Source organism: Microbacterium sp. STF-2, assembly GCF_034650155.1.
GTDB classification, from domain to species: Bacteria; Actinomycetota; Actinomycetes; order Actinomycetales; family Microbacteriaceae; genus Microbacterium; species Microbacterium maritypicum_A.
Genome location: NZ_JARKMW010000001.1, coordinates 182,800 through 196,648, shown reverse-complemented (window position 1 = coordinate 196,648; position 13,849 = coordinate 182,800). Strand labels below are relative to the sequence as shown.

The 13,849-nt window shown below is 69.2% G+C and carries 11 protein-coding genes; 3 read left to right on the top strand and 8 right to left on the bottom strand.

Annotated features, from left to right (window positions below; genetic code table 11):
* Nucleotides 1–223 precede the first annotated feature (223 nt).
* Nucleotides 224–490, top strand: coding sequence for a DUF4031 domain-containing protein (locus MicroSTF_RS00925; RefSeq protein ID WP_021198518.1), 267 nt, complete (start codon nt 224–226; stop codon nt 488–490).
* On the opposite strand, the gene MicroSTF_RS00920 is transcribed toward MicroSTF_RS00925, so the two are convergent.
* Nucleotides 455–3,022 carry an Rne/Rng family ribonuclease gene (locus MicroSTF_RS00920; RefSeq protein WP_322952926.1) on the bottom strand — a complete coding sequence of 856 codons (2,568 nt, stop codon included), beginning with the start codon at nt 3,020–3,022 and terminating at the stop codon, nt 455–457. The genes MicroSTF_RS00925 and MicroSTF_RS00920 overlap by 36 nt on opposite strands.
* Before the next feature lie 283 nt (nt 3,023–3,305).
* On the opposite strand from MicroSTF_RS00920, the gene MicroSTF_RS00915 reads away from it, so the two are divergent.
* Nucleotides 3,306–3,923: a vitamin K epoxide reductase family protein gene (locus tag MicroSTF_RS00915; RefSeq protein ID WP_021198516.1), complete on the top strand. Its 618-nt coding sequence runs from the start codon at nt 3,306–3,308 to the stop codon at nt 3,921–3,923.
* An 82-nt stretch (nt 3,924–4,005) separates the two neighbouring features.
* Here MicroSTF_RS00915 and ndk read toward each other — a convergent pair whose 3' ends face one another.
* Genes ndk through ileS form a run of 4 tightly spaced genes read right to left on the bottom strand, consistent with a single transcriptional unit; the run spans nt 4,006 to nt 9,599 of the window.
* On the bottom strand, nt 4,006–4,422 hold the full coding sequence (ndk, locus tag MicroSTF_RS00910) for a nucleoside-diphosphate kinase (protein WP_017830321.1): 417 nt from the start codon (nt 4,420–4,422) through the stop codon (nt 4,006–4,008).
* Between the two features lies 1 nt (nt 4,423).
* Nucleotides 4,424–4,864 carry a DUF4233 domain-containing protein gene (locus MicroSTF_RS00905; RefSeq protein ID WP_208323550.1) on the bottom strand — a complete coding sequence of 147 codons (441 nt, stop codon included), beginning with the start codon at nt 4,862–4,864 and terminating at the stop codon, nt 4,424–4,426.
* Nucleotides 4,861–6,213 (bottom strand): bifunctional folylpolyglutamate synthase/dihydrofolate synthase, encoded by a 1,353-nt coding sequence (locus MicroSTF_RS00900; RefSeq protein ID WP_029260167.1) that lies wholly within the window; start codon nt 6,211–6,213, stop codon nt 4,861–4,863. Before MicroSTF_RS00900 ends, MicroSTF_RS00905 begins: the two co-directional genes overlap by 4 nt.
* Nucleotides 6,210–9,599, bottom strand: coding sequence for an isoleucine--tRNA ligase (gene ileS / locus MicroSTF_RS00895; protein WP_322952916.1), 3,390 nt, complete (start codon nt 9,597–9,599; stop codon nt 6,210–6,212). Before ileS ends, MicroSTF_RS00900 begins: the two co-directional genes overlap by 4 nt.
* A gap of 312 nt (nt 9,600–9,911) precedes the next feature.
* On the opposite strand from ileS, the gene MicroSTF_RS00890 reads away from it, so the two are divergent.
* Nucleotides 9,912–10,562 carry a pentapeptide repeat-containing protein gene (locus MicroSTF_RS00890; protein ID WP_029260165.1) on the top strand — a complete coding sequence of 217 codons (651 nt, stop codon included), beginning with the start codon at nt 9,912–9,914 and terminating at the stop codon, nt 10,560–10,562.
* Between the two features lie 7 nt (nt 10,563–10,569).
* Here MicroSTF_RS00890 and MicroSTF_RS00885 read toward each other — a convergent pair whose 3' ends face one another.
* From MicroSTF_RS00885 to MicroSTF_RS00875, 3 genes are read right to left on the bottom strand one after another with little or no spacing between them, the layout of a single operon-like run.
* Nucleotides 10,570–12,078, bottom strand: a complete 1,509-nt coding sequence (locus MicroSTF_RS00885) for an ABC transporter ATP-binding protein (protein ID WP_322952912.1) — start codon at nt 12,076–12,078, stop codon at nt 10,570–10,572.
* The gene (locus MicroSTF_RS00880) at nt 12,075–12,887 is read right to left on the bottom strand and encodes an ABC transporter permease (protein ID WP_029258185.1); all 813 of its coding nucleotides are present in this window, start codon (nt 12,885–12,887) and stop codon (nt 12,075–12,077) included. Before MicroSTF_RS00880 ends, MicroSTF_RS00885 begins: the two co-directional genes overlap by 4 nt.
* Nucleotides 12,884–13,831 (bottom strand): ABC transporter permease, encoded by a 948-nt coding sequence (locus MicroSTF_RS00875; protein ID WP_322952909.1) that lies wholly within the window; start codon nt 13,829–13,831, stop codon nt 12,884–12,886. Before MicroSTF_RS00875 ends, MicroSTF_RS00880 begins: the two co-directional genes overlap by 4 nt.
* Between the last annotated feature and the right edge of the window lie 18 nt (nt 13,832–13,849).

Sequence of the window (13,849 nt, the reverse complement as noted above, 5' to 3'; positions counted from 1 at the left end):
GCTCGCGGCTCCGAGATCTCACGGGAAGACTGTTGCTTGCATGCGCCGCAGAACGGCGGGCGCGAACGCAAGACTCTCCGCTTCGACCGACGAGGACGACGCGGCATACGCACCAAGGGACTACTTTACCGGATGCGGGTCGGTGTCGCAAAGCGGCGCGGCTCCGAGGCGTCTCACATCCCGCTCCCGCCCTGCCCTGTCGAGGCGGTCGTAGGCTGACCGGGTGACCGTACTCGTCGACGAACCCCTCTGGCCCGCTCACGGACGCCTCTGGGCGCACCTGGTCAGCGATGAGAGCCTCGACGAGCTGCACGTGTTCGCGCGCGCGAACGACGTCCCCGCACGCGCGTTCGACCTCGACCACTACGACGTGCCGGAGGAGATCATCCCCCGGCTCGTCGCCGCCGGCGCCCACCACGTGCAGGGCAAGGAACTGGTGCGCCGGCTGATCGCCTCAGGACTCCGAATCCGCAGCCGCGACCGGCGCTGACGGCTCGTTGTTCACCGAGACGGGAGTGCCGGTGAGCGCAGCAGTGCTCACCCGACGGCGCCCTCGCCCCTGACCGGGAGCTTTCGGCTCCGGAAGGGCGTCGAGGACCGAGTCGAGGAGCTGCTCGGCCGGAGACTTCGGCCCCTTGCGGTCGCCGCGCTTCTTGCGGGCCTTCTTCGGACGCTCGGAAGCCACGGGCGCCTCAGCCGCGACATCGACCGACTCGACTGCGGGCGCGCCATCCGCCGCCGGGGCGATGGTGGAGGCGGCGATCTGCGCGAGGGCCGACTTCGCGCCCTCGGTGATGCTGTGGGTGACCGGAGGAGCGGAGGGAGCACTCTGGCTCTGTCCGTTCCCGTTGCCGCCGTTGCCGCGCTGACGACGACCGCTCTGCCCGTTGCCACCGTTGCTGCCGCCGCCGTTGCTGCTGGAACGGTGCTTCACCACGGGGTCGTGGTGCACGATGACACCGCGACCGGCGCAGACCTCACACGCCTCGCTGAAGGTCTCGAGCAGGCCGAGACCGAGCTTCTTGCGCGTCATCTGCACCAGGCCGAGCGAGGTGACCTCGGCCACCTGGTGCTTGGTGCGGTCGCGGCTCAGGCACTCGATCAGTCGACGCAGCACGAGGTCGCGGTTCGACTCGAGCACCATGTCGATGAAGTCGACGACGATGATGCCGCCGATGTCGCGCAGACGCAGCTGGCGGACGATCTCCTCCGCCGCCTCGAGGTTGTTCTTGGTGACGGTCTCCTCGAGGTTTCCGCCGGAGCCGACGAACTTGCCGGTGTTGACGTCGACGACCGTCATGGCCTCGGTGCGGTCGATCACGAGCGAGCCGCCGGAGGGCAGCCATACCTTGCGGTCGAGAGCCTTCTCGATCTGCTCCGTGATACGGAAGGCATCGAACGGATCGGTCTCGTCCTCGTAGGCCTCGACGCGCTCGAGGAGGTCGGGGGCGACGCTCTCCAGGTAGGCCCGGATGGTCTGCTGCGCGTCCTCACCCTGGATGAGCATCTTCGTGAAGTCCTCGTTGAAGACGTCCCGGACGATCTTGACGAGCAGGTCGGGTTCGGCGTGCAGGAGCGCGGGCGCCTGCTGGTTCTCGACCTGCTTCTGGATGTGCTCCCACTGCGACGTCAGGCGCTGCACGTCACGCGTGAGCTGGTCCTCGGTCGCACCCTCTGCCGCGGTGCGGACGATCACGCCGGAGGACTCCGGCAGCACCTCTTTGAGGATGCGCTTGAGGCGCGCCCGCTCGTTGTCGGGGAGCTTGCGGCTGATGCCGTTCATCGACCCGCCAGGCACGTAGACCAGGTAGCGGCCGGGAAGCGAGATCTGGCTCGTGAGTCGGGCACCCTTGTGTCCGACGGGGTCCTTCGTGACCTGCACGAGAACACGGTCGCCGGGCTTGAGGGCCAGCTCGATGCGACGCGGCTGGTTGCCGGTCTCGACGCCGTCCCAGTCGACCTCACCGGAGTAGAGCACGGCGTTGCGCCCGCGCCCGATGTCGACGAAAGCGGCCTCCATGCTGGGGAGGACGTTCTGCACGCGCCCCAGGTAGACGTTTCCGATGAGCGACGCGTCCTGGTTGCGGGCGACGTAGTGCTCGACGAGCACGCCGTCCTCGAGGACGCCGATCTGGGTGCGGCCGTTCTTGGACCGGACGACCATCTTGCGGTCGACGGACTCACGGCGAGCGAGGAACTCGGCCTCGGTGACGACAGGGCGACGACGGCCGGCATCACGACCGTCGCGGCGACGCTGCTTCTTCGCCTCGAGACGGGTCGATCCCTTGATCGCCTTCGGCTCGGTGATGTACTCGACGACGCGCTGACGCTGACGCGGCTCTTCGCGCTGGTCGTCACCCTCGGAACCGCCCCGGCGACGACGACCGCGGCCTCGGCCGGCTGCATCGTCCTGCGGCTGGTCGCGCTCGGCGATGCGGTCGAAGATGCGCTCGCGACCCGGACGTGCGGGCAGCGGCACGATCTCCGGCGCATAGAAGTGCAGTTGCGTGGAGACCTGGGAGACGAACACCTCAGGGAGCAGACCGAGCGACACGGCGGTCACCGGTGCCGGAGCCTCGGGAGCAGAAGGAGCCTCTTCGACCGCGGGGGCATCGTCCGCAGCGGGAGCTTCGTCCGCGACGGGAGCTTCGTCCGCGACGGGAGCTTCGTCCGCGACGGGAGCTTCGTCCGTAGCCGGCTCTTCGTCAGCGGCCTCGTTCTCCGCCTCCGATTTCGCCTCGGCGACGGCCTCTGCGATCGACTCGGCCGCAGCAGCGGCGTCGTCGGCAGCCGCAGCAGCGTCATCCGCCGCCGCGTAACCGGCCGCGACGTCATCGGCGGCCGCGTCCTCGGCCACCTCAGCAGCCTCGGCGGCTTCTGCAGCAGTGGACGGCTCTTCGCCCTCGCCCGAAAACCCCGCGCGGTCGTCCGCGCCGGGAGCCTTGGGCTCCGTCAGCTCTCCCGCGGCGTCAGCCGGGAAGTCGAGGGTAGGGGCGTTGTTGTCATTGTTCTCATCGGCCATCTCTGGCTTACTCCCTGCACGGGACACTCGGTGTTCCGTGAAATCTCATGCGGTACCCGCAGGTGCCGCGAACTCACTCGGTCTGCGACCGGCTCATGGCTCTGATCGCGTGGGGCATTGGACCCCGAAGTCTGCTCGACGCGTGTCGCGGCAACGCCGTTCATCGCATCACAGGCCATTATCGCACCAAGTGGCTCCGTTCGCGGCATCCCGTCATCCGGGCCGGACATTTCTCCGGCCTGTTCTCGCCGCATCCATAGCAGTCGCTGGGATAATCCCCAGTATGAGCGAGCAGCGCACCCGCCCCGTCATCTACGCCGTCTGGCTGATCATCGCGAGTGTGGTGGGCTGGTTCGCCGCCTTCCAGCTCACTGTCGAGAAGTTCGTCCTGGCGGCCAACCCTGACGCCGTCCTCAGCTGCAACGTGAGCGTGATGATCCAGTGCGGGAAGAACCTCGAATCCTGGCAGGGCGAGGTCTTCGGCTTCCCCAACCCGATTCTCGGTATCGCCGGCTGGATGGCGCCGCTGTTCGTCGGCGTCGCCCTGCTCGCGGGATCCCGCTTCCCGCGGTGGTTCTGGCTGACCTTCGGTGCCGGGGTCACCTTCGCCTTCGGTCTCGTGTGCTGGCTGATCTGGCAGAGCATCTACGCCCCCAACCTCGGCGTTCTCTGCCCCTGGTGCATGCTCACCTGGTCGGTCACCATCCCCACATTCTTCGCGACGATGCTGCACCTCACCCGCAACGGCACCTTCACCAGCAACGAGAAGACGAAGGCCCGCGCCGAGAGGCTGATGGCCTGGGTCCCGCTCGCGACGATCCTCGCGTACGCCGTCGTCGTCCTGCTCGCTCAGCTGCGTGGCCTCGATCTCCTCGGCGAGGTCATCGGCATGATCTTCTGATCCCCGCTCCGCCGACGGCGGAGACGACGAAAGCCCGCCCGCCGAGACTCGGCGGGCGGGCTTTTCACGTGCGGACGGGTTCTCAGTCGAACCAGATGCCGAGCTCGCGCGCGGCAGACTCGGGGCTGTCCGAGCCGTGCACGAGGTTCTGCTGCACCTTGAGGCCCCAGTCGCGACCGAAGTCGCCACGGATCGTGCCGGGCGCAGCGGTCGTCGGGTCGGTGGTGCCGGCGAGCGAGCGGAAGCCCTCGATCACGCGGTTGCCCGCGAGACGGATGGCGACCGAGGGGCCGGAGAGCATGAACTCGAGCAGCGGCTCGTAGAACGGCTTGCCCTCGTGCTCGGCGTAGTGCTCGGCCAGCAGGTCGCGGTCGGGCTCCACCAGACGGATATCGACGAGGGCGTAGCCCTTCGCCTCGATGCGGGCGAGGATCGCGCCGGTGAGGCCGCGAGCGACGCCATCGGGCTTGACGAGGACGAGGGTTTCTTCGGTGGCCATGTCATTCACTCTCTGTGTCTGAGATCTGCGTGGTCTGAGTCTCGGTCGTGGGTCCGGCCGGGCGTCGTGCGTCCAATCGGGCCCCTCCGATGGTCGCATACGCCCACATGCCGCCGAAAATCAGGACGACGAGCAGGATGGAGGGAACGAAGAACGCCGATAGGGCGACGAGTGCCTGCACGACCCACCCGGCGGTGATCGCCCAGGGCTTCGTGATCATCCCGGCGATCGCGATGCAGGCGAGCGCGACCACCGCCCCGGCGACGATCGCCCACCACTGCTCGATACCGTCGGGAAGCTGCCGCAGCCCGAAGATCGTCAGGCCCACGAGGAAGACCACGATGGCCTCGAAACCCAGCACGACAGGTGCGAGCTTCTGCACGAGCGTGCGCGGCGGGCGCGGCCGGCGGGTACGGCGAGCCGGTGTCGCGTCGGCGCTCATGCGCGCCACCCCGCCTTCCAGTCCTCGTCCTGCGCCAGGGCGATCGCCTCTCCGGCGAGCACCACGGAGCCCGCGATGATGACCGCGCGTCGATCGGAGGATGCGGCCCACTCGCGCGCGGCGTCGGCGGCGTCGGCCAGCGAGTGGTGCACGGTTGCCCGCTGTCCGGCCTGCTCGACGAGGTCGGCGATCGCATCCGCATCGCTCGCGCGATCCGAATCCGGAGCGGTGGCGAACACGTGCGCCGCTCCCGGTGCCAGTTCGGCGACGATGCCGGCGGCGTCCTTGTCGGCGAGCACACCGAGCACCAGGCCCCATTCGTCGAAGTCGAAGCTGTCGTCCAGAGCCTGCGCGAGTGCCTTGGCGCCGTGCGGGTTGTGAGCCGCGTCGACGATCACGGTCGGGGCGATGCCGAGCAACTGCAGCCGGCCCGGTGACGTGCTCTCCTGCAGACCCGCCGTCACGATGTCCGCGGCGATGCGCTGGGTGGCACCGCCGATCAGCGACTCGACGGCGGCCACTGCGAGAGCGGCGTTATGCCCCTGGTGAGCGCCGTACAGCGGCAGGTACTCCTCGGTGTACTCCCCCGCCAGGCCACGGATCGTGAGCAACTGGCCGCCGACGGCGAGCTTCTGCTCGGTGAGACCGAACTCCTCGCCCTCGAACGCGATGGTCGCGTTGCGCTCCGCCGCCACGCGACGCAGCACCTCGGCCGCCTCCGCGGGCTGCTGGGCGGACACCACGGCCGCGCCCTCCTTGATGATGCCGGCCTTGACCTCGGCGATCTCGGCGATCGTGCTGCCGAGACGGTCGGCGTGGTCGATGTCGATCGGCGCGAACACCGCGACGTCGCCGTCGGCGGTGTTCGTGGAGTCCCACTCCCCACCCATGCCCACCTCGAGCACGAGCACGTCGATCGGCGCATCGGCCACGGCGACGAACGCCAGCACGGTCAGCAGTTCGAAGAACGTCAGCGGAGCATCACCCGCGGCGTCGAGCTCGGCATCGACGATGTCGACGAACGGCTCGATCTCGTCCCACGCATCCGCGACGGCCTCATCGGCGATGGGCTCGCCGTCGATCATGATCCGCTCGGTGAAGCGCTCCAGATGTGGGCTCGTGAACAGTCCCGTGCGCAGATCGTGCGCCCGCAGGAGGCTCTCGATCATCCGCGCGGTCGACGTCTTGCCGTTCGTACCCGTGATGTGCACGACGCGGTACGTGCGCTGCGGGTCATCGAGGAACGCGAGGATGCGGGCGGTGCGCTCCTTGCGCGGCTGCACCCAGCGCTCTCCGGCGCGGCTCAGCAGGGCCTCGTAGACGGCATCCGCCCTGTCCTTGTCACTCATGCTCCCGCTCCCATCCTGGTGACGGCGATCGTGAAGCCGCCGGCATTGGCATATGTCCCGGCGGGGATGACCGCGGAGAACTCGGGCGTCACTCCCGCAGCCGCGGCCAGGACCGCTCCGTGTCCGAAGATCGAGTCTCCCTGCGCGTCGATCACGTAGTACTCCTCGGCGAGAGTCTCTGCCGCGATGCCGGCCAGGTCGAACGCCGACACGACAGCCTGGGTGTCCACGTCGTCCTGGAACCGGAGGACCAGCTGGATGCGGTCGCTGACGTCGAAGTCGGCGTTCTTGCGCGTCTCCTGCACGGCGCGGATGACATCGCGTGCGAGTCCCTCGGCCTCGAGCTCCGGGGTCGTCCTGGTGTCGAGCAGCACGAAGCCACCCGTCGGGACGATGGCCAGGGCCTCCCCTTCCGGGCGGCCGGTCGTCTCGAGCACGAGCTCGTACTCCGACGGCTCGAGGACGATGCCACCTGCCGTCACGACACCGGAGACCTCACTCCAGTCACCGGAGCGCGCCGCCTGGATCGCCTTCTGCACGTCCTTGCCGAGGCGCGGACCCGCCGCACGGGCGTTGACGCTCAGGCGGTGCGCGATGCCGTACTCCGCCGCCGTGTCATCGGCGAGCGTGACGAGCTCCACCGACTTCACGTTGAGCTCCTCACGGAGGATGTCCTCGAACTGTCCGAGCGACGCCGCGAGCGGTGAGACCACCGTGAAGCGTGCGAGGGGCAGGCGCACGCGCAGCTTCTCCTTCTTGCGCAGCGCGTTGCCGACGCTCGACAGCTCGCGCACCGCGTCCATCGCGTCACGGATCTCGTCCGCTGCCGGGAACTGCGTGTCGTCCGGCCAGTCGGTCAGGTGCACGCTGCGACCGCCGGTCAGGCCCTGCCACACGCGCTCGCTGACGAGCGGCACGAGAGGCGCCGCCACACGGGTGAGCGTCTCGAGCACGGTGTAGAGGGTGTCGAAGGCCTCGCGGCTCTTCGGGTCTTCCGTCACGCCGGTCCAGAAGCGGTCTCGCGAGCGGCGGATGTACCAGTTGGTCAGCACCTCGGCGAAGTCGCGCAGCCGCGCGGACGCGGTGGTGGAGTCCAGTCCTTCCAGATCGACGCGCACCTCGCGGACGAGGTCGCCGAGACGGGCCAGGATGTAGCGGTCGAGCACATCCGTGGAGTCGGTGCGCCACTCGGCCTGGTAGCCCTCGGCACCCGAGGCATTGGCGTACGTGGCGAAGAAGTACCACGAGTTCCACAGCGGCAGCAGGAATTCGCGGACCCCCGAGCGGATGCCCTCCTCCGTGACCGCGAGGTTCCCACCGCGCAGCACCGAGCTCGACATCAGGAACCAGCGCATCGCGTCGGAGCCGTCGCGGTCGAGCACCTCGGACACGTCCGGGTAGTTGCGCAGCGACTTCGACATCTTGTAGCCGTCGCTGCCCAGCACGATGCCGTGGCAGCTGACGCCGGTGAAGGCCGGACGATCGAACAACGCGGTCGACAGCACGTGCATGACGTAGAACCAGCCGCGGGTCTGGCCGATGTACTCGACGATGAAGTCCGCCGGCGCGTGCGAGTCGAACCACTCCTGGTTCTCGAACGGGTAGTGCACCTGCGCGTAGGGCATCGAGCCCGAGTCGAACCACACGTCGAAGACGTCCTCGATGCGGCGCATCGTGCTCTTGCCCGTGGGGTCGTCCGGGTTCGGACGCGTGAGGTCGTCGATGTACGGTCGGTGCAGGTCGATCTCACCCTCGGGGTTGCGCGGCAGCGTGCCGAAGTCGCGCTCCAGATCCTCCAAGGACCCGTACGCGTCCACGCGCGGGTACTCGGGGTCGTCGCTCTTCCAGATCGGGATGGGCGAGCCCCAGTAGCGGTTGCGGCTGATCGACCAGTCGCGCGCGCCCTCGAGCCACTTGCCGAACTGTCCGTGCTTGACGTTCTCCGGCACCCACGTGATCTGCTCGTTGTTCGCGAGCATGTCGTCCTTGATGTCCGTGACGCGGATGAACCAGCTCGACACGGCCTTGTAGATCAGGGGGTTGCGGCAGCGCCAGCAGTGCGGATACGAGTGCTCGTAGCTCTGCAGACGGATCAGCCGGCCGTTCTCACGGATCAGGCGCACGAGCGGCGTGTTCGCGTCCATCCAGAGCTGGCCCGCGACGTCGGTGACGTTCGGGAGGAACTTGCCGCCGTCGTCGAGCGACAGGATCGTCGGGATTCCGGCGGCACCGGCGACCCGCTGGTCGTCCTCACCGTAGGCCGGAGCCTGGTGGACGATGCCGGTGCCGTCGCTGACCGTGACGTAGTCGTCGACCAGGATGCGCCAGGCGTTCTCGGTGCCGTACGTCTCGGTGTCGGCGTAGTAGTCGAACAGCCGGTCGTAGGTCACGTCCTGCAGCTCAGCACCACGGACGGTCGCGTCCACTGCGGCGAGCGCGTCGTCGACGCTCTCATAGCCGAGGTCCTTGGCGTATCCCCCGAGGAGCTCACGCGCCAGCAGGTAACGGTGCGCGGAGGCTTCGATCGCCGCATCCGTGGTTCCCGCCGCCTGGTGCACGTCCGCGGCGCCGTTCGGGCCGGCGGGCAGCACGACGTACTCGATTTCCGGGCCCACGGCGAGCGCGAGGTTCGTCGGGAGAGTCCAGGGCGTGGTCGTCCAGGCGAGGGCGCGCACGCCGGTGAGGCCGAGGGCTTCCGCCTTGGCGCCTGTGAGCGGGAAGGTCACGGTCACGGAGGGGTCCTGGCGCATCTGGTACACGTCGTCGTCCATGCGCAGCTCGTGCGCCGAGAGCGGGGTCTCGTCGCGCCAGCAGTACGGGAGGACGCGGTATCCCTCGTAGGCGAGGCCCTTGTCGTACAGGGTCTTGAACGCCCAGAGGACGCTCTCCATGTAGCCGAGGTCGAGCGTCTTGTAGCCGCGGTCGAAGTCGACCCAGCGCGCCTGACGGGTGACGTAGTCCTGCCACTCGTGCGTGTAGGCGAGCACCGAGCTCTTCGCCTTCGCGTTGAAGACGTCGATGCCCATCTCCTCGATCTCGGCCTTCTCGGTGATGCCGAGCTGCTTCATCGCCTCGAGCTCTGCAGGCAGGCCGTGCGTGTCCCAGCCGAAGACACGGTCGACCTTATGACCCGTCATGGTCTGGAAGCGCGGGAACACGTCTTTCGCGTATCCGGTGAGCAGGTGGCCGTAGTGCGGCAGGCCGTTCGCGAAGGGAGGGCCGTCGTAGAACACCCACTCGGGCGCGCCCTCACGCTGCGCGATCGAGGCGCGGAAGGTGTCGTCCGTCTTCCAGAACGCGAGCACCTCCTCCTCGATCTGCGGGAAGCGGGGGCTGGGCGCGACGGAGTCGGCGGCGGGGCCGAAGGAGGAACGGGGGTAGGTCATCGTGTCTCGCAGTGGTCGTCGTGGCGGATGCTCCTGCGAGGACGACCCTCACGGACCGCGGTACCACCTCGCGTGCCGCGCCTTGCGACGCGACCACTCTCACTGCGGCTGTGACGGGCCTGCCCCGCTCGGTTCTACTGAGCACCGCCCGAGGGCCGCGCCGTTCTTCCGAGAGCTCCCCGGTGATGGCCGGATCGATGCTCTTCCCCCCAGTGTACGCGTGCGCATCCCCTCAGGACGCCGCTCTCCTCTCCGGCGCCCGGCGCCCCGCTCCCGGTTCGCGATGTCGTCGGCGCGCCCTACGCTCGGACCATGGCCCGCACCCCCGAGTCCCCCGCTCCTCCCCGCATCACCGACCCCGACCTCCCGCCCGTGCTCGAGCCCGCTGTTCCCCGACGCAGCGCCGACCTGATCGCCGCCCGGCTCGACCTGAGCGGCACCGTCGATCTCGCCTACTCGACGCTCGAGCAGTGCGTGGTGAGCGCTGACGCCGACACGGTCGATCTCACCGGAGCGACGGTCGTCGACGTCGACATGCCGGGTGTGCGCATCGCCTCGCTCCGCATGCGCGATGCCGGCGTGCGGCGGGTGCGGATCAGCGGTGGCCGTATCGGCACGCTCGACCTGAGCGAGTCGCGCATCTCGGAGCTCGAGCTGCGCGACGTGCGCATCGACTACCTGAACCTCGGTGCGGCGAAGGTCACCGATCTCGGGATCTCCGGCTGCGCCATCCGCACGATCGACATGCCGCAGGCCGAGCTGACGCGCGCGAGATTCACCGCCACGTCGACCGACGAGGTCGATTCGCGGGGTATGCGGGCGAAGGACCTCGACCTGCGTGGCCTCGACACTGTCGCCTTCCTCGATGCCAACAGCCTCCGCGGAGCGACTCTCACGTCATTCCAGGTGCAGCAGCTCGCGCCGGTCATCGCGGCGGGCATCGGCATCCAGATCAAGGACTGACGTCTGATCAGAGCTCGGCAGGGCCGCTCGCGGCGAGCAGCTCACGGGTGAACGCATGCTGCGGCGCCCCGAACACCTCTGCAGTGGTGCCCTGCTCGACGATCCGTCCGTCCTGCATCACGAGCACCTCGTCGGCGACCGCTCCGACCACATCGAGGTCGTGGGAGACGAGGATCATCGTCAACTGCCGCTCCTGCTGCACCCGCGCGAGCAGCCGCAGCACCCGCTCCCGCACCGAGGGGTCGAGGGCCGAGACAGGTTCGTCGAGGACCAGCACCTCCGGGTCGGCGGCGAGCGCGCGGGCGATGGCCGCCCGCTGCCGCTGTCCGCCGGAGAGCGCGCTCGGACGCCGGTCGGCGAGCTCCGGGGCGAGGTCGACCTCGGCGAGGAGTCGGGCGACGCCCGCAGCCCGCTGAGCGCGAGGCACCCCGCCCGCTTCCAGCCCCTCTCGCAACGAACGGCCGATCGTCCATCGCGGGTCGAACGCTCCGAGCGGATTCTGGTGCACGAGCTGCACCCGGCGCTGCGATGTCCACCGCAGCGTACCGGCGTCCGGAGCGTCGACTCCGACGATTATGCGCGCCAGCGTCGTCTTACCGGACCCCGACTCCCCGACGATGCCGAGCGTCCGTCCGTCTTTCAGGGCGAAGGAGGCATCGACGACCGCAGGCACGGCATCGAAGCTCCGGGAGACCTCGTCGGCGATCAGCAGCGTCGAGGAATCCGCGGGGGCCGTAGCGCGTGGTTCATGGATCGTCGCCGCGATGAGCTGCTTCGTGTACTCATGCCGGGGGTTCTCGAGAACCTCGGTCACCGGACCGGACTCCACGACGACCCCACCCCTCATCACCAGGACGCGATCGGCGATCCGACGCACCGCCGCGAAGTCGTGGCTGATGAATACCAGCGCGGTGCCTGCATCGACGATCTCGCGCAGCAGACCGAGGATCCGTGCCTGCACGGTCGCGTCGAGAGCGGTCGTCGGCTCGTCCGCCACCAGCACGGCGGGATCCGCGGCGAGCGCGGAGGCGATGAGTGCTCGCTGTCGGAGTCCGCCGGAGAGCTCGTGCGGGTGCTGTCGGGAGCGGCGTTCGGGGTCGGGCATCCATACCCGTGCCAGGAGCTCCCGCACCCGCTCCGCCCTCGCCGCCCGTCCTCGGACGATCTGGTGCAAGAGCAGCGGCTCGGCGACCTCCGCCGCGATCCGTCGCAGGGGATCGAGCGAGACCAGGGCGTCCTGGGAGACGAGCGCGATCCCGGCCCCGCGCAGTTCGCGCCACGCGCGCTCGGACAGCCCGGCCGCATCCGTCCCGTCCACGACCAGCCCGTCCAGCGAGACGTCGGCGTCCGTGGGAGTCAGTCCCAGCAGCGCACGAGCCGAGAGCGACTTGCCGGCGCCGGACTCCCCCACGATCGCGATGCACTCTCCGCGGTCGACGGCGAAGGACACGTCATCGACGACCGGGTTCCCGTCGAATGCGATCCGCAGCCCGCGCACTTCCAGGGCGACGCTCATGCGATCCTCCCGTCTCCGCGAGCGCGCAGGATACGCCCCACGACGGTCGCCGCCACCACGGTGAGCGTGATCGCGATGCCGGGGAACAGCGAGATCCACCAGGCCTGCCCGAGGACGTTGCGCCCACCGGCGAGCATCAGTCCCCACTCGGGAGTCGGCTCCGACGGGCCGAGCCCCAGGAAGCTGAGCCCGGCCGCTGCCAGGATGCTGGAGCCGATGCCGATGGTGGCGAGCACGCTCAGCGCGCCGAGGACTCCCGGAACCACGTGCCGGGTGAATGCGCGCATCCGTGGCACCCCGAGGATGCGCGCCGCCTCGACGTGCTCGGCGACGCGGAGAGTCTGCGTCTGCACTCGGGCCAGCCGGACGTAGACGGGCACGGCGGCCAGCGTCACCGCGATCGCGATGTTCACCGGCCCCGGGCCCAGCACGGCGACGACGACGAGTGCGACGAGAAACTCGGGGAAAGCCATCAACACGTCGTTCACCCGCATCACCGTGGTGTCGACGCTCCTCGGCGCGACCCCGGCGAGCGCGCCGATGACGAGTCCGCCGACGAGCGCCACCCCGGTGGCGAGGAGCCCGATGCCCAGCGAGCGCGCCGCACCGTAGACGACCCGCGAGTACACGTCGCGTCCGCTCTGGTCGGTGCCGAACAGATGCTCGGCGCTCGGGGGAAGCAGGGCGGAGCGGACATCGGTCTGCAGCGGATCGTGCGTGGCGAGGACACCGGGCCAGAGCGCCGCGAACGCGATCACCGCGAGGACCAGGATCGCGACCCACAGCAGCATCCGCTGCGCGCGCCTCATCGGACACCTCCCGGTCGCGAAGCCCTGATGCGCGGGTCGATCAGCGGATGGACGAGTTCGACGACGAGGTTCACCGCCACGAAGACCAGGGCGCTCAAGAGGATGATCCCCGTGATCACCGGAAGGTCACGGTCGCTGATCGCGGCGAGTGTGACCCGGCCGAGGCCAGGACGGGCGAACACCGTCTCCACGAGCACCGCCCCACCGAGGACGGATCCGGTCAGGTAGGCGGCGAGCGTGACAGCAGAGGCGGCGCCGTGGCGCAGCCCATGCCGCAGCGTGAACCACGAGGGACTGGCCCCACGAGCCCGCACCGTCTCGGCGAAGGGCATCCGCTCCGCCTGGATCAGCCCGTCGCGCAGCACTTGGCTGAGCAGCGCCGCCACCGGAAGCGCGAGCGTGATCGCCGGCAGCACGATCGTGGCGGGGTTGCGAGCACCCGACACCGGGAACCAGCCCAGACCGAACGCGAAGACGCTCAGCAGGACGAGCCCGATCCAGAAGACCGGGGAGGAGAGCACCACCAGTTCGACCGCCGCCGCGACCGTCCGACCCGCCTTGCCGCGAACGAGCACCGCCACGGACAGCGCGAGCACCAGGGCGATCACGAGCGCGAGCACCGAAAGCTGGACCGTCGCACCGAGTTGACGCCCGATCACCTCGGTCACGGGCATCCGCAGCTGGTACGACTCTCCCAGGTCTCCCCGAGCGAGCTGACCGATGAAACCGAGGTACTGCTCGAACGGCGGGCGATCGAGCCCGAGATCGGCTCTGATTCCTTCTTTGACCGCCTCGCTCACCTGCGCCTGGGGCCCCAGCATCACCGATACCGGATCCCCCGGGATCACCCGGAAGGCGAGGAAGGCGACGGTCGCCGCGCCCCAGAGGACGATCACGACGGACGCGGCGAGGCCGGCGATACGGACGAGAGCAGCCCTCACCACCCCTGCCCTCCGCTCAGC